This window comes from Pseudomonas sp. (assembly GCF_046581935.1).
Lineage (GTDB): Bacteria > Pseudomonadota > Gammaproteobacteria > Pseudomonadales > Pseudomonadaceae > Aquipseudomonas.
The window spans coordinates 15,005-36,987 of record NZ_JAYGFK010000002.1; the positions used below are offsets into that span (position 1 = coordinate 15,005).

Annotated in this window: 17 protein-coding genes; 4 read left to right on the forward strand and 13 right to left on the reverse strand. The window is 57.9% G+C overall.

Annotated features, from left to right (window positions below; translation table 11 throughout):
• Positions 1-99 precede the first annotated feature (99 nt).
• Entirely contained in the window at positions 100-1,281 is a 1,182-nt protein-coding gene (locus tag VCA57_RS01600; RefSeq protein WP_411183211.1) for an acetyl-CoA C-acetyltransferase, read from the forward strand.
• A gap of 216 nt (positions 1,282-1,497) precedes the next feature.
• Here VCA57_RS01600 and VCA57_RS01605 read toward each other — a convergent pair whose 3' ends face one another.
• On the reverse strand, positions 1,498-2,517 hold the full coding sequence (locus VCA57_RS01605; RefSeq protein ID WP_411183212.1) for an AraC family transcriptional regulator: 1,020 nt from the start codon (positions 2,515-2,517) through the stop codon (positions 1,498-1,500).
• 409 nt (positions 2,518-2,926) lie between these two features.
• On the opposite strand from VCA57_RS01605, the gene VCA57_RS01610 reads away from it, so the two are divergent.
• Complete coding sequence (locus VCA57_RS01610; protein WP_411183213.1) at positions 2,927-3,766, forward strand: metal-dependent hydrolase; 840 nt, start codon at positions 2,927-2,929, stop codon at positions 3,764-3,766.
• 117 nt (positions 3,767-3,883) lie between these two features.
• Here the strand turns inward: VCA57_RS01610 and VCA57_RS01615 are convergent, their stop codons facing one another.
• Positions 3,884-4,825 (reverse strand): alpha/beta fold hydrolase, encoded by a 942-nt coding sequence (locus VCA57_RS01615; protein ID WP_411183214.1) that lies wholly within the window; start codon positions 4,823-4,825, stop codon positions 3,884-3,886.
• Positions 4,826-4,906: 81 nt separating this feature from the next.
• Positions 4,907-5,593, reverse strand: coding sequence for a TetR/AcrR family transcriptional regulator (locus VCA57_RS01620; RefSeq protein ID WP_411183215.1), 687 nt, complete (start codon positions 5,591-5,593; stop codon positions 4,907-4,909).
• Positions 5,594-5,704: 111 nt separating this feature from the next.
• Here VCA57_RS01620 and VCA57_RS01625 point away from each other — a divergent pair, with 111 nt between their 5' ends.
• Positions 5,705-6,541: a hypothetical protein gene (locus tag VCA57_RS01625; RefSeq protein WP_411183306.1), complete on the forward strand. Its 837-nt coding sequence runs from the start codon at positions 5,705-5,707 to the stop codon at positions 6,539-6,541.
• On the opposite strand, the gene VCA57_RS01630 is transcribed toward VCA57_RS01625, so the two are convergent.
• From VCA57_RS01630 to VCA57_RS01645, 4 genes are all read right to left on the reverse strand, one after another.
• Positions 6,530-9,253, reverse strand: coding sequence for a LuxR C-terminal-related transcriptional regulator (locus tag VCA57_RS01630; protein ID WP_411183216.1), 2,724 nt, complete (start codon positions 9,251-9,253; stop codon positions 6,530-6,532). The two genes, VCA57_RS01625 and VCA57_RS01630, sit on opposite strands and share 12 nt — an antisense overlap.
• Positions 9,254-9,532: 279 nt before the next feature.
• A complete protein-coding gene (locus VCA57_RS01635) occupies positions 9,533-10,900 on the reverse strand; it encodes a DUF1329 domain-containing protein (RefSeq protein ID WP_411183217.1) in 1,368 nt (455 codons plus the stop codon).
• Positions 10,901-10,934: 34 nt separating this feature from the next.
• Complete coding sequence (locus VCA57_RS01640) at positions 10,935-13,187, reverse strand: DUF1302 domain-containing protein (RefSeq protein ID WP_411183218.1); 2,253 nt, start codon at positions 13,185-13,187, stop codon at positions 10,935-10,937.
• 108 nt (positions 13,188-13,295) lie between these two features.
• Complete coding sequence (locus VCA57_RS01645) at positions 13,296-14,978, reverse strand: fatty acid--CoA ligase (protein ID WP_411183219.1); 1,683 nt, start codon at positions 14,976-14,978, stop codon at positions 13,296-13,298.
• A 171-nt stretch (positions 14,979-15,149) separates the two neighbouring features.
• On the opposite strand from VCA57_RS01645, the gene VCA57_RS01650 reads away from it, so the two are divergent.
• Positions 15,150-16,325, forward strand: coding sequence for a thiolase family protein (locus tag VCA57_RS01650; protein ID WP_411183220.1), 1,176 nt, complete (start codon positions 15,150-15,152; stop codon positions 16,323-16,325).
• Positions 16,326-16,415: 90 nt separating this feature from the next.
• Here the strand turns inward: VCA57_RS01650 and VCA57_RS01655 are convergent, their stop codons facing one another.
• The 6 genes from VCA57_RS01655 to VCA57_RS01680 form a co-directional block, all read right to left on the reverse strand.
• Entirely contained in the window at positions 16,416-17,027 is a 612-nt protein-coding gene (locus VCA57_RS01655) for a DUF2846 domain-containing protein (RefSeq protein ID WP_411183221.1), read from the reverse strand.
• A 75-nt stretch (positions 17,028-17,102) separates the two neighbouring features.
• Positions 17,103-18,260, reverse strand: a complete 1,158-nt coding sequence (locus VCA57_RS01660) for a phospholipase D-like domain-containing protein (protein ID WP_411183222.1) — start codon at positions 18,258-18,260, stop codon at positions 17,103-17,105.
• Between the two features lie 172 nt (positions 18,261-18,432).
• A complete protein-coding gene (locus tag VCA57_RS01665; protein ID WP_411183223.1) occupies positions 18,433-18,771 on the reverse strand; it encodes an amidase in 339 nt (112 codons plus the stop codon).
• Positions 18,768-19,883 (reverse strand): serine hydrolase domain-containing protein, encoded by a 1,116-nt coding sequence (locus VCA57_RS01670; RefSeq protein ID WP_411183307.1) that lies wholly within the window; start codon positions 19,881-19,883, stop codon positions 18,768-18,770. Before VCA57_RS01670 ends, VCA57_RS01665 begins: the two co-directional genes overlap by 4 nt.
• 120 nt (positions 19,884-20,003) lie before the next feature.
• A complete protein-coding gene (locus VCA57_RS01675; protein ID WP_411183224.1) occupies positions 20,004-20,789 on the reverse strand; it encodes an MBL fold metallo-hydrolase in 786 nt (261 codons plus the stop codon).
• Positions 20,790-20,938: 149 nt separating this feature from the next.
• Entirely contained in the window at positions 20,939-21,826 is an 888-nt protein-coding gene (locus tag VCA57_RS01680; protein WP_411183225.1) for an acyl-CoA dehydrogenase, read from the reverse strand.
• Positions 21,827-21,983 lie beyond the last annotated feature (157 nt).

Here is a 21,983-nt window from a genome sequence, read left to right on the forward strand (position 1 = left end):
CGCCTTGCCCTCGCCTACTTGCGGTGGCAAGGTTTTTTATTCGCTGTAACCTGCGCAAGCTACCTTCAGCATTACCGTTTCAAATAAGGGAAATGCACCATGAATGACGTTGTCATCGTTGCCGCCACCCGCACTGCCATCGGCAGCTTTCAGGGCTCACTGGCCAATATTCCTGCACCTGAATTAGGTGCGGCGGTGATCCGCCAGTTACTTGCGCAAACCAACCTGGATGGCGCGCAGGTCGATGAAGTGATCCTCGGCCAGGTATTGACCGCCGGCAGCGGACAGAACCCGGCCCGTCAGGCGGCGATTCTCGCCGGCCTGCCCCACGCCGTACCGGCGATGACCCTGAACAAGGTTTGCGGCTCGGGCCTCAAGGCCCTGCATTTGGCCGCTCAGGCTATTCGCTGCGGCGATGCCGAGGTGATGATTGCCGGCGGCATGGAGAACATGAGCCTGTCGCCTTACGTTATGCCCGGTGCCCGCACCGGCCTGCGCATGGGCCACGCCAAACTGGTCGACACAATGATCACCGACGGCCTGTGGGATGCCTTCAACGACTACCACATGGGCATCACCGCCGAGAACTTGGTCGACAAGTACAGCATCAGCCGTGAAGAGCAGGACGCCTTCGCCGCTGCCTCGCAGCAGAAGGCCTGCGCGGCTATCGACGCGGGGCGCTTCGTCGATGAGATCACCCCGGTTCTGATTCCTCAGCGCAAAGGCGACCCGCTGGCCTTCGCTACCGATGAACAACCGCGCGCCGGCACCACGGCCGAATCGTTGGGCAAGCTCAAGCCAGCGTTCAAGAAAGACGGCAGCGTGACCGCCGGCAATGCCTCCAGCCTCAACGACGGTGCCTCTGCGGTGCTGCTGATGAGTGCGGACAAGGCCAAGGCGCTTGGTTTGCCAGTGCTGGCAACCATCACCGGCTACGCCAACGCCGGTGTCGACCCGGCGATCATGGGCATCGGCCCGGTCAGTGCCACTCAGCGCTGCCTGGCCAAAGCCGGCTGGCAACTCGGCGAGCTGGACCTGATCGAAGCCAACGAAGCCTTCGCCGCGCAAGCGCTGGCGGTGGGCAAGGAACTCGGCTGGGATGCCAGCAAGGTCAACGTCAACGGCGGTGCCATCGCCCTCGGCCACCCAATTGGCGGTTCCGGCTGCCGGATTTTGGTCACCTTGCTGCACGAGATGATCAAGCGCGACGCGAAAAAAGGCTTGGCAACACTGTGCATCGGCGGCGGTCAGGGTGTGGCCTTGGCCATTGAGCGGGACTGAAACGCTTAAATACTGGCTGCCGATCTTGCGCAAGATCGGCAGCACACCCGCTTCATTGCATCAGTGATCATGCGCCGCCAGATCGCTAAGGTTTGGCGCTACGCTCAAATAGCTACGCATGGCCGTAGCCTTCCCCTAGCGGAAGGCTACGGGCCACATCCCTCGATCAGTCAGCAGCCGTGCTCGTCAGCCAAGAGACTTCGACGGCCCGCTTGCTTATGCGTCCGCCCGGAAATCACTGGGTAACTTACCCGTCCACTTTTTGAACGCACGGCGGAAATTGGACGGGTCGCTGAAACCCAGCAGGTAGGCAATCTCATAAAGCGGCAGATGAGTGGTTGTGAGGTATTGCAGCGCCAGGCTCCTGCGCACCTCGTCTAGCACCTGCTGATAACTCGTGCCCATGTTCGACAAGTGCCTACGCAGGCTGCGGCCACTGGTGTGCAGGGCATCAGCGGCGCTAACCAAGTCAGGAAAATCACCCGGACGGGCCAGCAACAAGCGACGTACACGGGTCAGCAAACCGTCCTGCACATCCAGGCTGGCCAGCAAGGCTTCACATTGCTGCTCACACATCTGTACCGTGGCCGGATTGGCCAAGGCCATCGGTCGCCCCAGATAGGTGCTGGGCATGCTCAGGCGGTGATAAGGCTGAGCAAACCCCACCGGCACACCAAACAGCCGCTCATAGCGCTCGGCGTAATGCGGCGCAGCATGGGCAAACCCCACCTCCACCTCCTGCAAGCGCTCCCCCACCAGGAAGCGCGCAATGCTGTAAAGGCTGGCCAGCAAGCCTTCGGCGGTAAAACGGCTAAGCGAGCCCAGGGGTATCGATTCGCTGGCACGTAACTCAACCCGCCCATCCGACTCGAGCATTTCCAGTTCGTAGGTCAGGCCCAGTACGCGGTAGTACTTCAAGGCAAACTGAATGGCCTTACCCAGGTTGGCGCTAGACAGCACCGCATAACCCAGAATGCCGTGAGTAGAAACATTCAGCCGCTGGCCGAGCAGCAAGCCCAGCGCGGGTTCATTACACAGGCGCAGGGCGCTGCTGATGAGCTGAGTGAAATCAATAAAGGACAAACGTCCCTGTGGGTTGCCAAGCACCTCGGGGCGGACTCGCGCCTCGGCAAACAACTGCTCGCGTGGTACGCCAAGTTCCTCAACCAGGTCCAACAATGCCGCCGCGTAGGTAACTGGCACCAACTCAGCAGAGAGATTCAATGATGGCTTCATGGGCTTCTTATTAGTTTTTAGCCAAATATGACAGCTGGCAATGACGATAACCCTGGTCGAAAAACCCGACAATGCCGCACTACAACAGCGCGCCAAACTTACCGCACAAACAACCGTGCGCGAGTGCGCTCAGAGCGCCCTCCATACTCCAAGACTTGACCCACAAAAAACCACAACCAAAGGTTTGGCAGAAGCATGCAGGCCATAGCGCAGCACAAGCGTAACCAATGAAAACGCCTTAAGAGAGACCAGCCCCAAGGCTGCCAGCACGAGTAGAAACACCGAAAGATCACTGCACTGATACCAATGGCCACATATGACCGACACATTGGCTGTTGTGAACCTTTGCCAAGCGCCTTGCCGAATCCATAGTTAAACCACGTATCAATCACAGGTTTAGGGAGTCCGTATGGTTAGCACTACTCCAGAAGGTTTGCAGATTCGTCCACGGCACATGGATTTCGATTTCCCCAATCCCCTGCCACGACATTGGCACAGCGGTGATGCCTTCAAAAGTCATCTATTCGATGCCATGTCGGCGCTGTTTCCCGATGGCGAGCGCTTCTTCATCGACTCGGTACGGCACTTTCGCGACCAGATTGACGACCCCGTGCTGAAAGAGCAGATCCGTGGCTTTATCGGCCAGGAGGGCCATCACAGCCGCGAGCATCTGGAGTACAGCAATCGCCTGCGTGACCTGGGCTACGACATCACCCGCATCGAAAAACGCGCTCGTATGCGAATTCGCTATACCCAGAAGAAGTTCTCACCACAACGGCAACTGGCCGCCACCGCCGCGCTGGAGCACATCACCGCGATCATGGCTGATGGCCTGCTCAAAGACCCACAACAACTGGCCGGTGCACACCCGACCATGGTGCGTCTGTGGCGCTGGCACGCGCTGGAAGAAACCGAACACAAGGCCGTGGCTTTCGACGTGTACAACCAGGTTTGCGGCAACCGCAAATTGCTGCGCCGAGCAATGCTCATGGGCACCTTGTTTTTCGTCCTCGATACCACCCGCGGCCTGGCGCATATGCTCAAGCGTGATGGCCTGCTGTGGAACTGGCGCGTATGGCGCGACGGCATCCAATGGATGTGGGGCAAGCATGGGGTATTCCGCCCGCTGCTCAGTACCTACCGCGATTTTTTCAAGCGCGACTTCCACCCTTGGCAGCACAACAACCTGGAGCTGCTCTACCAGACCCGCCGTGAGTTCGACCTGCCAGAGCAAAGCCAAGCGGCCTAAATCGGAACTGCAATTACCAAGAAGGGAGCCATCAGGCTCCCTTTATTATTTTTGCCACAGTGGCAAAGCCAAATGGCGGCGGTTGTGAACACCGCCGCCACTCGCCCAACTGAGCAGTCAACCTTGCAGAAAACGTAAGGCATCAGCGGCGCTTTGCTGCGGAATCTCCTCCATCGGAATATGCCCAACACCAGGATAGGTTTTCACCTGGATACCCGGCAGATCGCGCTGCCATAGCGGTACATGCTTGGGCGAGATCCAGCGGTCGCGCTCGCCCCACATCAACAGCGTTGGCGCTTGGATCTGCGCCACCTGCGCCGAAGTACCGTGCAGTTCTTGTTTATTAACTTTGAGCAGCACCCGGAAGATATCCATCATCGCCCGGCGATTGCCCGGCCGGCGGCTCAGGTCGTTGTAACGATCCACCACACCGGGTTTTATCCGAGCCGGCTCGCCATAAACTTCCTTGATGCCCTGGGCGATTAGCGCCCGCGGCATCCACATGGGCATCGCCACTGTGGCGCCGGGCAAGGCAGCAGCGGCAATCATCCACGGCACTTTGTGCATGTGATAACCGGCAGGGTCGATCAGCACCAACTTCTCGACCCGTTGCGGCTGCGCCAGGGCGAAGTTCCAGGCGATATAGCCACCAAGGGAGTTGCCGACGACCGAGGCCTTGCTCACATCCAAATAATCGAGCAACAGGCCAAAAACCTTGATCATCCGTTCGGCAGAATACACACCATCACGGGCTGGGCCAGTTAGGCCGAAACCCGGCACATCAAAGCGGATGACGCGGTAATCAGCCGCAAACGCCGGCAGCCAGTCGTCCCAGGTATGCAGTGAGGCAACCACACCGTGAATCAGCACTAGCACGGGCTTCTCGCGGCTGCCTTCATCGCGGTAATGCACATTAAAACCGTCAAGTTCGATATAGCGCGAACCATTAGCTGCGCTGCCATAGCGCGCCTTGAGGCTTTCCAGCGGCAAGGCACCGAAGCCCAAGCGGGCAAAACCGGCCGCCAGCGGCGGCGTCAGCGAAAGACTGGAAACAGACATGCAGGCACCTCTAGATTGTTGTTATAGGTCAAAAGCCATCCGCACCATCAGAGCATGCCCGCACCGCAGCTGACGCCTAACCTAGGTTGAGGATGCACCCGGCGCGGTACACAGCGAGGCGATTAACAGATCACTGAGCACCCGCTTGGCCTGCTCTATCTCCTCACGGCTCGCCGCTCGCCCAAGCAACTCCAGAGATGCCGCTTCCATGGCCCAGATAAGTGCGCGATAGGTCAGCGGCTCTGCGGCCTGAGTAGCGCCATGCAGGCGTTCGGCCAGCAACCGCGCCATCTCGACATGCGCGCGTTGGCGGTGCGCGGCCAGAGGCGAATCGGCACGCAGGGCCTCTTCCTGCATCAGCCGGATAATCGGCCCGACGGCCAGGTGATAGTCGAAATAGCGCCCGACCATGCCTTGCAGCCAGGCCTGCGGGCTGCCGGCTAAGCTCTGCATCTCGCTAAAGCGCGACAACAGCAGCGACACCGCCGTTTGATAAATACCTTCGAGCACCTGCATCTTGTTCTCGAAGTACTTGTAGAAGGTGCGCCGCGATACATTGGCAGCCGCCAGCAGATCATTCACCGTGGTGTCAGTCAGGCCTTTGCGGGCAAATACCGGAATCGCCGCCAACTGGATATTGGTGCGCTGCAGATGACCAATCAGCGGCCCCTCACCATCCTGCTCCTGTTGCTGAGCCACCGCTCCGTAACCACCGAGGTCTTCAAACACCGCACGAACAGCACCCAGTTCAGCCAATACCTGTTGCATTGCATGCTTCCCAACTAAGGCGCGGGTGACGCAGGCCATTGAGATGGTTACGCTGGGCCACGCCATATCCACAGGATTGTTCTTGTGCCGCACACGCTACCATCACCTCGTATGCTAACGCTGGCCATCCTTTTGCTGGTTTTGCTGTCACCCGTACAAGCGAGCGAGCTGTTCTACCTTGGGCAGAAGATCCCCGACATCCACAAACCGTGGAATAGCGCTGACTATCAGCAACTGCTAGAAGCGCTGAAAAAGGTCGATAGTACGCAGCTCAATGCCCTGCCCCGACGCAGCGGCGAGTTCACCGGGCCGATCTACGAGCGCATGATCAGCGAGGAAAACTTCCGCCCCCAGTTGAACATCTACGCGCCCCTTGAGCTGCGCCAAAACGAAGCCCGCGAATCGCTGTTTCGCCTCAAGGAGTTGATGCGCCTGTATTTCGATTTTCGCGCCGTGCAGCAGCCTTATGCCGCCGAGGCACTGGGACTGATGAGTTATTCCCTGCGCCAGCAAGCCGTACTGTTCACCCTGACCACCGAGTTTTGGATGACCCTGTCGGAAACCGAGCAAAGCAATCCAATGCGCCTGCAAGGACTGCATGAAACCAAAGCGGCAGCGGCCATGCTGACCTCCAGCGCCCTTGATTACCTCGGTTTGACCAAGCAATTCGGCCGTGACGAGCTGGTGCTCTACAGCGCGGAATTAAGCAAACAGCTGCCCGAGCTGTTTATCCACTTGAGTGCGGATGTGCGCGTAACCCTGCTGCAATGCATTGAACAACTGGCCCAGCAGCATGCTTACAGTGAGGTGCAGGCCAACATGCGCGAACTGCTGCCGGTGTTACTGAGCATTCAGCAGGATGTGCAGGCACAACTCGCAACAGCACAACCGCGCAAAGCGCCTACGCGGCCGCTCGATATGTCGGTCCCTGCCGACTCAGCGCAATAGCCCCAGGCCCTTGGCTCGCGCCACGGCCTGGGTGCGCCGCTCGACGCCGAGTTTGCTATTGATATGCCTTGCGTGGGTTTTCACCGTATGCAGTGAGATAAACAGGCGCTCGCTAATCTCCTGATTCGAGCAACCCTGGGCGATCAACTGCAACACCGACAGCTCACGCGAACTCAGGGCATCCACCACTGCCGCAGAGCCCTCCAGACTAACCAGAGGTGCAGCCTGCGGCAATTGCCGCAACAGCGCCTCAATCAAGGGAGTCGTTTCCTGCGTCAACAACTGCTCACGCAACCATTCTGGCTGGCGCACCAAAAAGCCATGAAAGGGTAACAATCCGCCACCCGATGACGCCTGCAAAGCACTGTTCAGTTGCTGCTGGGCTTCCCGTTCACGCCCTGCCTCACGCAACAAGTCAGTGAGCTGCATCTGTGCAATAGCGCCCAACAAATGCCCTCCTGCGCTCTGCGCTAAATCGCTCAGGTCACGCAAGCGCCGCTCGGCCCGTTCAGCATTGCCCACCAAGCGCTCGTAAGTGGCCATGTGCAACTGAATATGCAGCGGCAATTGCGGATGGAACTCAGGAGCGGCAGCGGCCTTCTCACCCGCGTAGGTATCCAGCAAACGCCTCAACCAGATCCCCGCCAACTCGCTCTGACCTTGACGAAGCCACAGCTCACATTTGGTCAGGGTGATCATCGCCAGATAGTAAATCGGCGGAATATCCCACACGTGCATCAAGCGCTCAGCCTCGGCCAACTGGGCAAAGGCCTCGGGCACGTTATTGCTGCGCCCCTCCAGGCTGGCCAGAACGCAGTAACCGATTAACACACTGATGTCTCGGCAACTGCGCGCCTCAGCAATCCCCGCGAGTAGCTTGTGCCGCGCTTGCTGCGGCTGCAGGCGCAGAATCAGTAGGTAGCCTTCATAGAGGGTCAAACGCCCACGCACGGCATAATGGCGCTGCGCAGGCAAACTGGCCAGACGCTGCAGGCCTAGGCGCACTTCATCCAGCGCGCGGATTACTTCGCCACGCGCTTGCAGAACGCGTGCTCGGTCGTAATGCGTCAAGCCTTCGAACAGCGGATTGCCCACTCGCTGAGCCAACTCCAAGGCTTCACGATTCAGTCCACGGGCACGCCATAAATCGCCTCGTGCAATCGCCAGATTGGCCAAACTGGACAGACACATCAGACGTTGCCCATAACGGTCCTGCGGCAGGCAGTTCAACGCCTCACGGCAATAGGCCTGTGCCTTGGCGCTTTCACCGCGACCACGGGCAATTACGCCACTTAATGCTAGCCACTGAGCCAGCAAGCCCACCTGTTCACAACGATCACGCGCGGGTAAAAAGCGCCCCAGCTCAACCAGCAATTCCTCGGCCGCATCCAGTTGGCAAGCCAGCGCCAGCGCCCAGCCGTACAGCAATATCAGGCGCGGGGTACTGGTAAGCAGGCTATCCGGCAAGTCCATCTTCCAACGCAGCAAGGTGGCGACATTCTGCTCAGCCAGCAGTTGTTCTTCGGAGAGGTTCTGCACCAGATTAGCTGCCACATCTGGCTGGCCGGCGCGCAAGGCCTGCTCAATCGATTCATCCAGCAGACCCGCGCCGCTGAACCATCGGCACGCACGCAAGTGCAGACCCGCCGATGGCTGCGGTCGGCTGCGTAACAAGTCGGAAAACAAATGGTGATAACGGAACCACTTGCCCTGCTCATCCAGCGGGACCAGAAACACCTGATGGGCCTGCAGGTAGCGGAGAATCTCTGCACTGTCATGGGCATCGCGCAGAGCATCACACAGCTCCGCGCAGAAACGCTCCTGGCTAGCCGTTTGATAAAGAAACTCCTGCACGTCGGCGGGTTGGCGCTCAATGACCTCTTCCAGCAAATAGTCATGAATCAAGCCATCGCCGCTCGGTGCCAGTGCCGGCTGCACACCGGACTCCTGCGCCTCTCTAGCCGCCAGTGACGCCAGACGTAACCCCGCAACCCAGCCCTCACTTCGCTGCAACAATGCAGCTCGCGCATCGGCCGACAATACAGTCCCTTGCTGCAAGAGCAACTCGGTACTTTCCGCATCGGTCATCCGCAAATCTTGCTCGTGTAACTCCAGCAATTGCCGCGACAGACGCAGGCGTGCCAAATGCCAATCTGGGCGCTGACGGCTGGTCACCAAAATCAGCAAACCGGGCGGCATATGATTGAGGAAAAACTGCAAGCAGCGATCAAGTACTGCACCTTGCGCCAGGTGATAGTCATCCAACACCAATAACAGCGGCTGCAGTGGATCAAGACGTAGCGTCAGCTCATCGAGCAGGCCATCAAGCCACTCTTCATAGGCAAAAGGCTGATGCCGCTGACGTAAACGCAACAACCCAAGCGCCTCTTGTCCAAGACCGGGGAAAAACTGCTGCAAACCACCCAGTAAGCGTTCCAGAAAGCGCCCTGGGTCACTGTCGCGCGAACTCAAGCCCAGCCACAGGCTTTGCCACTGCTCGGGCAAGTACTCACAAAACTCAATTGCCAGTGAGCTCTTACCAAAACCGGCCGGGGCACTGACCAGCACCAAGCGCCCCGCCAAACCGCCCAACAAACGCTCACACAAGCGCGGGCGCGGAACATAACTGGCAGGTAATGGCGGCCGATAATAGTGCCCGCCCAGCATGTTGGGCGCAGCAACATAATCAGCAGTTCGTGAGAGATCAGTCATCAACCGGTTCTTGTAGTCTTCAGGCAGGGACACTACCCATGCACCGCAGCCTAGCGTCTTGATGTGATCATTTGAAGCCCCGGCGTCTATCTAGGGGTTAACAGCAATGATTACTCATACATATGCTGCATTTTCATCGCTATCTCACGAACATAAATATTCTGGAAGGTTAACGCCACGCAGGAACGCCGCCCGCTAGCGGTAATCCCCTACCATAGATGGCCAGCCATAAAAAAACCGGCCCTCTCGGGCCGGCTCTTTATGCAGCATTACTCAGGCTTAACGTACACCAGCCTGGCGCAAGGCAGCTGGGGTGTAATCGCTTTCCTTGGCTGGGTAGTCGAACTCGTAAGCACTCTTCTCTTCGTTCTTCATACCCAGAGCCAGGTAACGACCCGACAACAGGTCATACAGGGTCTCTACGCTGTACCACGGCACCTTCTTGTCGTAGTAATACTCAGCCTGGGCTTCAGCCACACGCCACAGAGTACCGCGACCGTCGTAGTGATCAATCACAGCAGCTTGCCAGGTGTCTTCATCAAGGTAGAAGTCACGTTTGGCATAGATATGACGCTCGCCCGACTTCAGGGTCGCAGTCACATTCCATACACGGTGCAGCTCGTACCGGGTCAGATCCTGGTTGATATGGCCAGCTTTGATGATGTCGTCATACTTCAACTTCGGTGAGTCCAGACGGTAGCTGTTGTAAGGAATGTAAATTTCCTTCTTACCGTTGAGCTTCCACTCGTAGCGGTCAGGTGCACCGTTGTACATGTCGAAGTTGTCAGAGGTACGCAGGCCATCAGCCGCAGTACCTGGACCGTCATAAGACACCTGCGGGGCACGACGCACGCGACGCTGACCGGCGTTGTACAGCCAAGCCAGACGTGGCTCTTTCACCTGGTTAAGGGTTTCGTGCACCAGCAGCACGTTACCGGCCAGGCGCGATGGAGCGGTTACCCGCTGCTTGAAGTAGAACAGCACGTTACTTGGCTTGCTGGTATCGGCATCCTTCAGAGCACCACGGAAGGTGAACTCATCCTGAAAGTAAACCAGGCTGTAGGAACCATTGGCTTGTGGAGTCGCCTGAGTTACCAGACGCTTCACACTGCCACCGCGGTAGCGGGTGATGTGGTTCCAAATAGCCTCTAGGCCGTCCTTCGGAATCGGGAAGGGGTTAGCCTGCTCGAAGTTCTCAAGACCGTTGCCGCCCTCAACCAGCTTGGTGTTAACGGCGTTATTTTTGGTCGCAGCGATGATGAAGTCCGGCACGGTAGCCGAACGATGGGTCGCGAACACCGGCATTTTGTAGCTGTCAGGATAACGCTTGAACATCGCCAGTTGGCCTGGGGTCAGCTTGTCCTTGTACTGATCCACGTTTTGCGCAGTGATGGTGAACAGCGGCTGCTCGTTCGGGAATGGATCGGACAAGAAACCTGCGCTATCCACAGTACCGGCATTGGTTGGCAATCCACCGGTCCAGGCTGGAATCGAACCGTCGGCATTACCCGCCATTTCAGCACCCAGCGGCGTCAGCGTAGTCCCCAGTTTGGCCGCTTCATCCGGCGATACGGCTGCCATCACGCTGCTTGCCAGCAGCGTAAGAGCCAGAGCGCCAGTTTGCAGCAGACTTTTTGTTGTTTTCATAGTCATAGTCGTCCTCAAAATCTCGTCCGCTTACTTAGAAGTTCACGCCAAAGCTGAGCGCAACAAAGTCGCGGTCATCAACAGTGGAATACTTACCGTCAAAAAAGTTTGTATAAGAAAGGCTAGCGGTATACATGTTCTGGTATTCCGCATCCAAGCCTAGGCTCACTGCCTTACGCCCCTCTTCGAAGTTGCCACCTGGGCCTGGAGAGTAGCCAGAAACGTCATGTGACCATGCCACGCTTGGTTTCAGGTTGACGCCGGCAAACGCATCTGGATATTCCCAGATAGCACGAGCGCGATAGCCCCAGGAGTCGGTAGTCGTGAAGCCATCACGATCACAGGCTTTATCCAACATTTGAGACGAACTGCGACCACCACCAGTGGACGCGTTGACCGCCGCACACATATCACCAGCCGTGCCAAAGCTAGGGTCGCGCCCGTAACGAATATCTTTGTCACTTTCCAGGCCACCAACATGGGTCCAGCCGACTTCACCAACCAAAGTTAGGCGAGAGGCTCCCATAACCTGATCAAAGAAGTGTGTGAAGGTAGTTTGCAGCTGAGTGATTTCCTTACGTTTGTATCCATGCAAAAGACCCGAAGAATCAGGGCCTAATGGTGAAACTGCATCATAAGGATTACTAGTAGTGCCCCCCAATCCAACAGGCAAGTCGAAGTGGATACCGCGTAGCCCTGCATACAGGACATCTGTCGAGTTCAATTGAACGGGGGCATTAGGGCGGTAGCTGACTTCGCCGCTCCATGCTGTACCAGTAGGCAATGTGGTAGAGAAGCTCAAGCCATACAGCTTGATGTCTTCCGGATACTCCATGAAGTAGCCGCCATTCGCGCCGTAGGCCAAAGCACCAACGCCAGCCGCACTTGCGCCAGCCTGACCAGCCGCTGCAACGGCCCCCATACCACCGCCAGTTAACCCAGCATAAGTCTGATTAAATGTCGTTTGAACCAGCGCATCGATAGATCTCAGCGAAGAAGCACTTTGCGACGCACCACTGAAAATCGGCGCGCGACTGTGATAGTTCATGAAGTACGCACCGAACTCGGTATCAAGCGGCTCAAACATATAGCGGAAAGCTAAACCCCACTGGCCACTGTCACGCGCATCTACATCGCCCTTACGCGGAACAGTAATGCCTTCGCTGGTTGAGGATACCAACGCGGCATCGCCACCCAACAGGCCGTTAAACGTAGTAAGACCGCCATTAATTTGCGCCAATTGCGCTGGGCTTAAAGATGCCAGAACATTCAAGTTCTGGTCGCACCCGTCAGATGCAATATCAGCTTGACCAAAGAACGTACCGCAGTTGTCAGTAACAGTCTGATCCCACTCCAGCTGATAGAAGGCTTCCATCGAGAGGTTTTCAGTCAAGCTTTGCGCGACATAAAACATATTGACCGGAATCAAGCCTTCCTTGACTTCCGCGCCTGGACGGCGAAAAGCGGATACATCAACCGGGTTGATCGAGTTAATACCACCTTGAATAAAAGTACTCTCGCCCCAGCTCACAACTTGCTTACCTAAACGCACGGAACCCGGTTGATCGGCAATAGCGTAGTTGTGGTAAACGAAGGCATCGAGAATTTGTGCACCGGAGGATTTGGCACCCTCTTTGCGGTTGCTATCACTTATGTCTTTAAACTCACGGCCTTCATCTTTCAGTTCAAAGTCATACCAGTATTTGCCACGAACAAACACACCGGTATCACCGTACTTCAGTTCAAGGTCATGGATGCCTTTGAAGATTTTGGAGAATGTCTCACCACGCTTGAAATTCAGGTGGCCATCATCGGATGTCTGCGACAGACCGCGACCACCGTTGTTAACACCAATCAGATCTTTATTGGCGTTTGCAGTAGACCAGCTTGCGCCAACCGACAGCGACGAGTCGAACTGGCCCTCGATCTCACCGATATTAAAAGTAACGCCGAATGCAGGTGCGGCGAGGGTGGATGCGAGGCTGACGGCCAATGGCAGTTTTGCCAGGCGCCAGGTTTGTTTTGTTTTTGTCATCGACGCTACTCCATGTGTTTTTTTGTTATGGATGGTGCGGACTATAGCCAGCGGGTACTTCTGCTTGATCCCTCGAAAGTGTGATTTGCAACCCCAGGCACTCTGGCTCGCTGGTTTCGGCGTGCTTGTCACGACCGGTAGAGCCAAGGATGGCTTGAAACGAGCAATTAGCAAGCCAAACGCTTGTTTGACTGACCAGTCACCAAAAACCGTCTCATTCAATAGGTCGTAGTGCCATGTAAGTGACGCCATAAAACCACTAACTAGCAGGCTAAAAGCTTTTATTTTCAAACCCTTAGGGATATTTAGCAGCAGCAGTGTAGCGGGAGAGTCGAAACAGCCTCTCCCGCTACGAAAGTATTAAAGCGTGGACAAAAATGGGCTGCTGTCCGCCTGCCACTGGACGATATCTAGACGAATGCGTTTCTTATCCAGCTTGCCGACACTGGTCTTGGGAACTTCGGTAACAAGGGCAATCTGCGAAGGTATCGCCCACTTATTGATACGACCCTGGTCGACAAAAGGCTTGAGGTGCTCCTTCAGCCCCTTGGCATCCAAACTCTGGCCTTCACGCAATACGAGCAGGGCAAACGGCCGTTCGCCCCACTGCGGATCGACCACACCAACCACCGCCACTTCGCGCACGGCAGGGTGACGGCTGATCAAGTCTTCCAGCTCCAGAGAGGAAATCCACTCGCCGCCAGTCTTGATCACGTCCTTGATACGGTCGCGAATATCAATAAAACCAAAGTCGTCGATGGTGGCCACATCCCCCGTGTGCAACCAGCCGTGCTCCCAGAGTTCTGCGCCCTTCTCCGGCTCACGGAAGTAGCCCTGAGTCAGCCACGGTGCACGCAGCACCAACTCACCCTGACTTTCACCATCGGCCGGTAACAGGGTGCCATCAGCAGCCATGATGGCGGCCTCGACCAGCGGTACCGGCACACCCGCTTTGATCCGGTAGGTAGTGCGCTCATCTTCACTACCGACCATCAACTCATCATTGATATGCGCGCAGGAGATCAACGGGCAGGTTTCCGACATGCCATAGGCGGCGGTTAATTGGATACCGCGCGCCTTGGCGGCGTCATACAGCGAACGGTTGAGGGCGCTGCCGCCGATGATCATTTTCAAGCCGCCGAAGTCATGCTGCTGGGCGATGGGCGCGTTCATCACCATTTGCAAAATGGTCGGTACACAGTGGGAAAACGTAACCTTCTCCTCACGGATCAGGTGGCACAGCATGTCCGGTTCATAACGACCGGGATACACCTGTTTGACCCCCAGCATGGTCGCCACATAAGGGATGCCCCAGGCGTGTACGTGGAACATCGGGGTAATCGGCATGTACACATCATTGCTGCCTAACAGGCGGATGCTGTCCAGGCTGCCCAGCACGCTGGCTTCGGCCATGGTGTGCAGCACCAGCTGGCGGTGGCTGAAATACACACCTTTAGGGTTACCGGTGGTGCCGGTGGTGTAGAAGGTAGTGGCGACCGAGTTCTCGTCAAAATCCGCGAAGTCATAACGCGAGCTGGCGGCGGCCAGCAGGTTTTCGTATTCACCGACCAAGCCGCCTAAGTCTGCGGTTTTGTCCGCTGCATCCGTCAGCAGGATGGTCTTCTGCACCGTGGTCAATTGGTTTTCGATGCCTTTGTACAGCGGGACAAATTCGCTGTTAACCAGCACGAACTTATCTTCGGCATGGTTCATGGTGTAGAGAATCTGATCGGCCGATAGGCGGATATTGATGGTATGCAATACCGCGCCGATCATCGGGATGGCGAACATGCATTCCAGATAGCGGTGGCTGTCCCAGTCCATCACGGCCACGGTGTCACCGGCCTTGACCCCAGCATCGCTGAGCACATTGGCCAGCCGCGCGATACGTTCATTGAGGGTGGCGTAGCTGTAACGCAGCTGGTCGCGGTAGACGATCTCACGGGTTTTCTCGTAGCGGATGCCAGACAACAGCAAGCGTTTGATCAATAGCGGCGCTTGGTGAGCATTGTCAGCTGGGGCAATCAGACGGGTCTGCAGCATGGCGGTACCTATTTTTGGTTTTTATCAATGCGCCAAATCTAGAGCGCTTAGCGCTTACTCAAATCAGCCCAAAGAATGATTTTAAACGTGACTCTTTGGACACTTTTAGTCACGCAGTAGAATCGACCGCTCGTTATTCGCTTTGTTTGGCTCACATTAAGGAGTTTCTCGATGTCCGATATCGTCATCGTCAGCGGCGCCCGTACGCCGATGGGTGGTTTTCAAGGCAGCCTGTCGAGCGTTGCGGCGGTCGACCTGGGCGCAGCCGCCATTCGTGCCGCCGTTGAGCGTGCCGGCATTGCCCCAGCTGATGTGCAGGAAGTGATCATGGGCTGTGTGTTGCCCGCTGGTTTGAAGCAAGGCCCGGCGCGCCAGGCTTCACTGAATGCAGGCCTGCCCGCCGCCACTGGCTGCACCACGATCAACAAGCTCTGCGGTTCGGGCATGAAAGCGGTGATGCTGGCCTTTGACTCGCTCAAGGCAGGCACGAATAACGTGATGATCGCCGGTGGCATGGAAAGCATGTCCAACGCGCCCTACATCATGACCAAAGCCCGCGCCGGCCTGCGCATGGGCCATGGCGAAATTAAGGACCACATGTTCCTCGACGGCCTGGAGGATGCACGCACAGGCCGCCTGATGGGTTCCTTCGCCCAGGAAACAGCCGACCAGTACGGCATCACCCGCGAAGACATGGATGCCTATGCCATTGAGTCGCTAAAACGCGCTCTGGCGGCCATCGCCAGCGGCGCGCTGGACGCGGAAATCGTTCCTGTCACGGTCAGCGGGCGCAAGGGTGATGTACTGGTCAAGGACGATGAACAGCCGTTGAACGCCAACCTGGAGAAAATTCCAGGCTTGAAACCGGCCTTCCGCAAGGACGGCACGATCACCGCAGCTAACGCTAGCTCGATCTCCGATGGTGCTTCGGCCCTGCTCCTGATGACCGCCGAAGAAGCCGCTCAGCGCGGCCTCAAGCCGCTGGCGAAGATCGTCGCCCACGCCACACAAAGCCAAGACCCGAGCGAATTCACCATCGCGCCGATTGGCTCAATCAGCAACCTGTTGAAGAAAACCGGCTGGGACAAAGCTGACGTCGACCTGTTCGAGATCAACGAAGCCTTCGCCATGGTGACCATGCTCGCCATGCGCCAACACGGCCTGGATCACGCCAAGGTCAACATCTACGGCGGTGCCTGCGCCCAGGGTCACCCGGTTGGCTCCACAGGATCGCGGATCATCCTGACCCTGATCAACGCGCTGAAAAACACGGGCGGCAAACGTGGTATCGCGTCACTGTGTATCGGTGGCGGCGAGGCAACAGCCGTAGCGGTTGAGCTGATTTAAAACGAGACACTGGTAGCCCGGATGCAATCCGGGGGGATGCTTACCCTTTCCCGGATTGCATCCGGGCTACTGGTTTATAAGCCGTGCGTCTTAGATACCGATATTGTCCAGCGCCTTGCCAACTTTGCGCCAGAAGCTGCGCTGCATGCGCTCGGTCTCACCGCTGGCGGCAATCTGCTCGGCAGGCTGGATTTCACGGGTAGCGCCGATTTCTGTCGAGGCCACCGTCTGAGATACCAGCTGCAGCGGACCATTGCCCTGGCTGGGGACCTGCTCATTGACCGCTGGCGGGTTGAGTTCGTCATAGCGCAGGTAGTAAATGCCACCGGCTTCGGCATCCAGGGTGAAGCTGCTGATCAAGGTGAAATCCAGCGGGCCATCGGCAAAGAAGGTCCAGTGCGTACCAAACAACGGCCGACGCATTTCCAGTTTATAACTGGCGATATCGAACTCCAGCACCATATAAGCATTGCTCGGCAAACTTCCGATTTGCCCGTTATTGATAAACAGCGCTGGTGCTTCTAGCTCCTGATCAGCCCAGTCACTTTGCGGGCGGTACAGGTAGACCAAGGCATGGTTTTCATCACTGAGCACATGCTCACGGAACGCCTCGCCCTGCGTCGCACCAAAAAAAGCGCCGGGGGTCGAGCAACCGCTCAGGGCAATGGACAACAACACAGCAAGCCAGGGCAGACCACGCATCGAGAGCATCCTTATTAGTGTTATTGACCGAGCATAACCGTGCCCCGCACGCCTCACACCCGACAAAAGTGCGGGTTAGCGTCGACGATCAAGCAAGTTGACCAGCAACTGATCCAGAGCCCCCCACAACGATTGCTGCAAGCGTCGCCACCAAGGTCGCGCACGCCAATGCGCCAGGGTAATTTCCTCACTCTCGGCAAAGTCCGCCTGGAAACTCGCCGCCACGCTGGCGGTAAACAACGGATCCAGCGCTTCCAGATTGGCGTCCAGATTGAAGCGCAGGTTCCAATGGTCGAAGTTGCAGGAACCAACGCTGACCCACTCATCCACCAGCACCATCTTTAAATGCAGAAAGCGCGGCTGATACTCGAAAATACGCACGCCGGCTTTAAGTAGGCTGGCGTAGTAACGCTGGCCAGCAAAGCGCACCTGCGGATGATCGGTATGCTGCCCAGCCAACAGCAGGTGCACTTCAACACCTCGCTTCGCGGCATTGCGCAGGGTGCGGCGCACGCGCCAGGTCGGCAGAAAATAAGGCGTTGCCAGCCAGATACGCTGCTTGGCTCCGCGCAACGCACGCACCAGCGACAAGAGAATATCGCGGTGCTGCGAGGCATCGGCAAACGCTACTCGCCCCAAACCCTGCCCCAGGGCGGGTAATTTCGGCAGGTTCTTCAAGCGCAGTGGCATACGCGGTCGCCAGGCAATCCAGGCGTTTTCGGCCTGCCACTGGCGCTCGAATAACTGTTGCCAGTCGGCCACCAGCGGCCCGCCGATCTCCACCATTACCTCATGCCAGACGCTGCTGGCTTGGTCTGGCTGCCAAAAGTCATCGGTCGCACCACTACCGCCAACAAAAGCAAACTGCTTATCGACCAGCAACAGCTTGCGGTGATCACGGTGAAAATTACTCAGCCCATGCTTCCAGCGCAGGGGGTTGTACCAACGCACCTGCACACCAGAGACCAACAGACGCAGCCGATCAGCCGCCAACAGCCCTTGCGCACCAAACGCATCAAACAGGCAACGCACCGCAACGCCACGTTGCGCTGCAGCGCACAGCTCATCCAGCACGGCGCTGCAGCAAGCCCCGCTTTCTATCAAATAGAGTTCCAGTTCGACCTGTTCGCGCGCCGCACTGATACGCGCCAGCATTTGCCCAAAAAATTGCGGGCCGTCGATCAGCAGCGTCAGCGTGTTACCGCGCCGCCAGGGAAAGACGTTATCGGCCATGGGCGTTCACTCTGGGCATGCATCTCAGGCTAATCCGGGAGGCGTCACCATAGCCGCCCGACAGAGCCTTGCAAACCCTACCCAACCACACCCGAGCGCTTACGGCCTCAGCAAGCACGTTATAGGCGCTTGCAGCAGGTAAGAACACAGCGACAGTCGCGCAATCAATGGCTCAGGCATCCGGCAGCGGTGCCGCCTCAGGTAACAACTGGCAACCCTGCCGCGCCCCCTGCCACTGCGCACTTTGGCTACTGCCCAGACCACGCGCGGTCACCCGCTTATTGATTGCATCATCGAAGAAGCCAGAAAGCGGCATGTACAGCGTCACATAGGCCTTGCAGTAATCCGCCGGATTATTCGCCACGTAACGGCACGAGCAATATTCCTTGGCCGAGTAAGCCCCGACGATGCCTGGAAACGCCTGCAGGTGCACACGGTTCTGCCAAGCCAGTGCAACGAGAAACAACAAAATCAGCAACAGCAGACTGAGAAACGGTCGGCGACGAATCATGGCTGCACCTCCTGGGACAACGCGGCCAGAACCAGCTTGAGAAAGTGATTGCGATCAAAGCTGCCATCGCGGTCATCGGCATAACGCACGATCAGCAGATTTTCGCTGGCGATCACATACAAGCCCTGCCCCCAATGCCCCGACGCCACCAGGGTGTCCTCCGGGGCATCCGGCCATGGCCGGCGCGCGCCAGCCACCGCCGCATTAAGCCACCACTGCCCACCTGGCACCGCCTCATCAGGTTTTTCAGCCTGCGGCTGGTAGTTCGCAAATGGCGTGCGGTTGAAGTCGACCCATGCCTTGGGCAGCAGCTGCTGATCGCCCCAGCGCCCATCGTGCTGCATCAGCAGGCCAATGCGCGCCAGGTCACGGGCACTCATGTAGGCATAGGACGAGCCGACAAAGGTGCCCGCCGCATCGCGCTCCCATACGGCCGTCTTAATGCCCAACGGGTCAAACAGTGCTGTCCACGGGTAATCGGCATAGGCCTCTTCGCCGACCATATTCTTCAAGGCGGCAGCCAGCACGTTGCTGTCGCCACTGGAATAACGGAAGCGCGCACCGGGTTCGGCATCAGCAGTGTGCGCCGCAGTGAACGCGGCCATATCAGCGCGGCCACGGGTGTAGAGCATCGCCACCACTGAAGATTTCAGTGGTGCGTATTCATAATCTTCCTGCCAGTCCAACCCCGATGCCCAGTTGAGCAAATGACCGACCTTGATCTGCGGGTGCGCGGCAAATGGCTGGTAATACTCGGCCACCGGCGCATCCAGACGGAACCGCCCTTCGCCATAGGCCACACCCATAACGGTTGCCATCACACTCTTGGCCATCGACCAGGTCAGGTGCGCAGTGGCCGCAGTGGTGGGCGCGGCATAGCGTTCGTAAACCACCTGTCCATCACGAATCACCAGCAAGGCATCGGTGCGCACGCCCTTGCGGGTCGCGTCATCACGGGTGGGGAAGGCGTAGCTTTCCAGCTCATTGAGTGCGGCACTAGGTGCTGCCAGCCGGCTTTGCCAATCGTCGCCAGGCCAGTTCTCAGCCTGCGCGGCCGTGCAACCTAAGCCGAAGACGCACGCCAGCAGCAAGCGCCGTGCGGGAAATAGCATGAAGGACATGGGGGCATCTCTTCGGGATCGAATGCGGCACCCTAGCACGGCCCTGATGACGACAAAAAGCGCCGAACATGCCTGTTTATCCGGCGATTTGGCGCGAAAGGTTAGCGCCCACTATTTCGGCAGGCGGTAATCCTCAGGGCCCATCAGGTCCATGCCGCACTCCAGGTTCTCGATCCAATAGAGGAAGGCATTGATCATTTCCGCGCCGACAAAAGGCCGCCCGTGCTGCGGCACGATCATCTCCACATCCATTTCCCGCACCATCGCTGCCCATAGTCGGCAGACCTTGTTACCGGCCATATAGCGTCGATGAAAACCGAGCATGTTCGGTACATGATTGACGAAGTCCGTTACCGGATGCGCGTCATCGACCAGCGATGCGCCCATGTCGCCGGAGAACAGGATCTTACTCACAGGGTCATACAGCTGGAAGTTGCCCACCGAATGCAGAAAGTGCGCCGGCACCGCTTTGAGCGTGCATTTGCCCAAGGTGAACGACTGGCCGCGATCGGGCAGCGCGATAATCCGGTCAAAGGTGTTAATACCCCGGCTGAGTGCCAGGTAGTTGGCCGTCAGGTGCGGTAAAAAACGCGCCCACAGCTTGGAGCAGATAACCCGGGCACGGGTGTGCAGCAGCCACTTGTCCAGCGAGGCAATGATGTCCGGGTCCTGGTGCGAGGCGAAGATGTAGGTCAGGTCCTGCACGGGGATGTGCTTGGACAACTCCATCGACAACGGCGTGTAGGTCAGGTCACCGCCCGGATCAAGCAGCAGGTACTGCTCGTGGTCGGTAATCAGAAACTGGTTGGACTGCACGCCCTCACCGCTGACCAGATCATCAAACATCATGCACTGATGCTTGCCGTTATCGAACAGCACTATAGGCTCGCGTCGCATGGCAGACCCTCTCCGAAAGCCGGCGAGCTTAGCCACGTAACGCCCCGGCCTTACTGATCTGGATCAAGCCAACACGCATGCACCGGGAAAACCCGTAGCCGTATGCAATCCTTTGCCTATACAACCGATCCCGGATTACATCCGGGCTACTAGATAGTTATGCCAAGCACTGCCTGCGCCTTCTGTAAACGCTGACTGCGCGCACTGGCGGCAATCGACAACAGCCCCTTATCGCGTTGCCACAGCTGTGCCCAATGCTTATCACCGGCAGCAAAGGCGCTGTCCAGTTCGCCGCGCAGGCTGTCGAACTGGGCGAACAGCCCAGCCAGCAGCAGATGGCTAGCGACGCTATTCGGGCATTGCCGCGCCATTTCCGCACAGCCGGCCAGCAAGCCGAGTAGACGTAACTGCAGAGCCTGTGGCCAGGTCGACTCCTCTCCCACCGCGAACAGCCAAGCACCCAGCGCCGCCAGCACGTAGGTGTCTTCCAAGGTGCGGAAGGGTTTCACATAGTCATCCCAGCCATCGCCGGGCAGCCGTTCGCAATGCGCGCCCTGCAGGTGCAGACGACCATGGCTGATATCCGGCATCAGCGGCAAAGCCGGCAGCGCCTCGATACGTACGCCCGGCGCGCCATTGCGCACCACGCCCAGGGCCAGATGCACCGGCTGATCAGGCGCTTCTTCACGTGCGGCAACCAGCAGCCAGTCAGCCGCTTCGGCAGCGGTGACGAAGTCCTTGCGACCATCGAGGCTCAGCGCGCTGATCCGCGTGCTCATGTCCGCCGGGCGGGTGCTGCGGTTTTCGGTCACGCACAACGCGCCCAGCGTCCAAGGGGCCGCAGGCCAGAGTGCACGTAGCGCGCCCTGATAACCGGCGAGAAACGCCAACCCCGGCGTCGCCGCCAACCGCCCGCCGAGCAAGGCCAGCTGTAACGGGTTTGGGTTGCCGATGCGTTCAAGCAGGCTGGCGTACCACGCCTCCAGGCCCGCTACCGGCAAACGATTCTGCGGGCTCAACAACTGTTGCCAGGGCATGCATTACTCCTTGTAGAGGTTGTTGAAATCACTGTCACACAAGCATCACCAAAGATTCATGGAGGTGACACCGCCACTACCTAGCCTGAGCCTGCCCAACAAGATCGACCGGCTGCAAGTTAAAAGCCGGCTCAACAGGCCACGTGACGACACTACG

Coding starts and splice junctions, on each gene's coding strand:
- VCA57_RS01600 (WP_411183211.1), top strand. CDS start 100: ATGAATGACGTTGTCATCGTTGCCGCCACCCGCACTGCCATCGGCAGC.
- VCA57_RS01605 (WP_411183212.1), bottom strand. CDS start 2,517: ATGAAGCCATCATTGAATCTCTCTGCTGAGTTGGTGCCAGTTACCTAC.
- VCA57_RS01610 (WP_411183213.1), top strand. CDS start 2,927: ATGGTTAGCACTACTCCAGAAGGTTTGCAGATTCGTCCACGGCACATG.
- VCA57_RS01615 (WP_411183214.1), bottom strand. CDS start 4,825: ATGTCTGTTTCCAGTCTTTCGCTGACGCCGCCGCTGGCGGCCGGTTTT.
- VCA57_RS01620 (WP_411183215.1), bottom strand. CDS start 5,593: ATGCAACAGGTATTGGCTGAACTGGGTGCTGTTCGTGCGGTGTTTGAA.
- VCA57_RS01625 (WP_411183306.1), top strand. CDS start 5,705: ATGCTAACGCTGGCCATCCTTTTGCTGGTTTTGCTGTCACCCGTACAA.
- VCA57_RS01630 (WP_411183216.1), bottom strand. CDS start 9,253: ATGACTGATCTCTCACGAACTGCTGATTATGTTGCTGCGCCCAACATG.
- VCA57_RS01635 (WP_411183217.1), bottom strand. CDS start 10,900: ATGAAAACAACAAAAAGTCTGCTGCAAACTGGCGCTCTGGCTCTTACG.
- VCA57_RS01640 (WP_411183218.1), bottom strand. CDS start 13,187: ATGGCGTCACTTACATGGCACTACGACCTATTGAATGAGACGGTTTTT.
- VCA57_RS01645 (WP_411183219.1), bottom strand. CDS start 14,978: ATGCTGCAGACCCGTCTGATTGCCCCAGCTGACAATGCTCACCAAGCG.
- VCA57_RS01650 (WP_411183220.1), top strand. CDS start 15,150: ATGTCCGATATCGTCATCGTCAGCGGCGCCCGTACGCCGATGGGTGGT.
- VCA57_RS01655 (WP_411183221.1), bottom strand. CDS start 17,027: ATGCGTGGTCTGCCCTGGCTTGCTGTGTTGTTGTCCATTGCCCTGAGC.
- VCA57_RS01660 (WP_411183222.1), bottom strand. CDS start 18,260: ATGGCCGATAACGTCTTTCCCTGGCGGCGCGGTAACACGCTGACGCTG.
- VCA57_RS01665 (WP_411183223.1), bottom strand. CDS start 18,771: ATGATTCGTCGCCGACCGTTTCTCAGTCTGCTGTTGCTGATTTTGTTG.
- VCA57_RS01670 (WP_411183307.1), bottom strand. CDS start 19,883: ATGCTATTTCCCGCACGGCGCTTGCTGCTGGCGTGCGTCTTCGGCTTA.
- VCA57_RS01675 (WP_411183224.1), bottom strand. CDS start 20,789: ATGCGACGCGAGCCTATAGTGCTGTTCGATAACGGCAAGCATCAGTGC.
- VCA57_RS01680 (WP_411183225.1), bottom strand. CDS start 21,826: ATGCCCTGGCAACAGTTGTTGAGCCCGCAGAATCGTTTGCCGGTAGCG.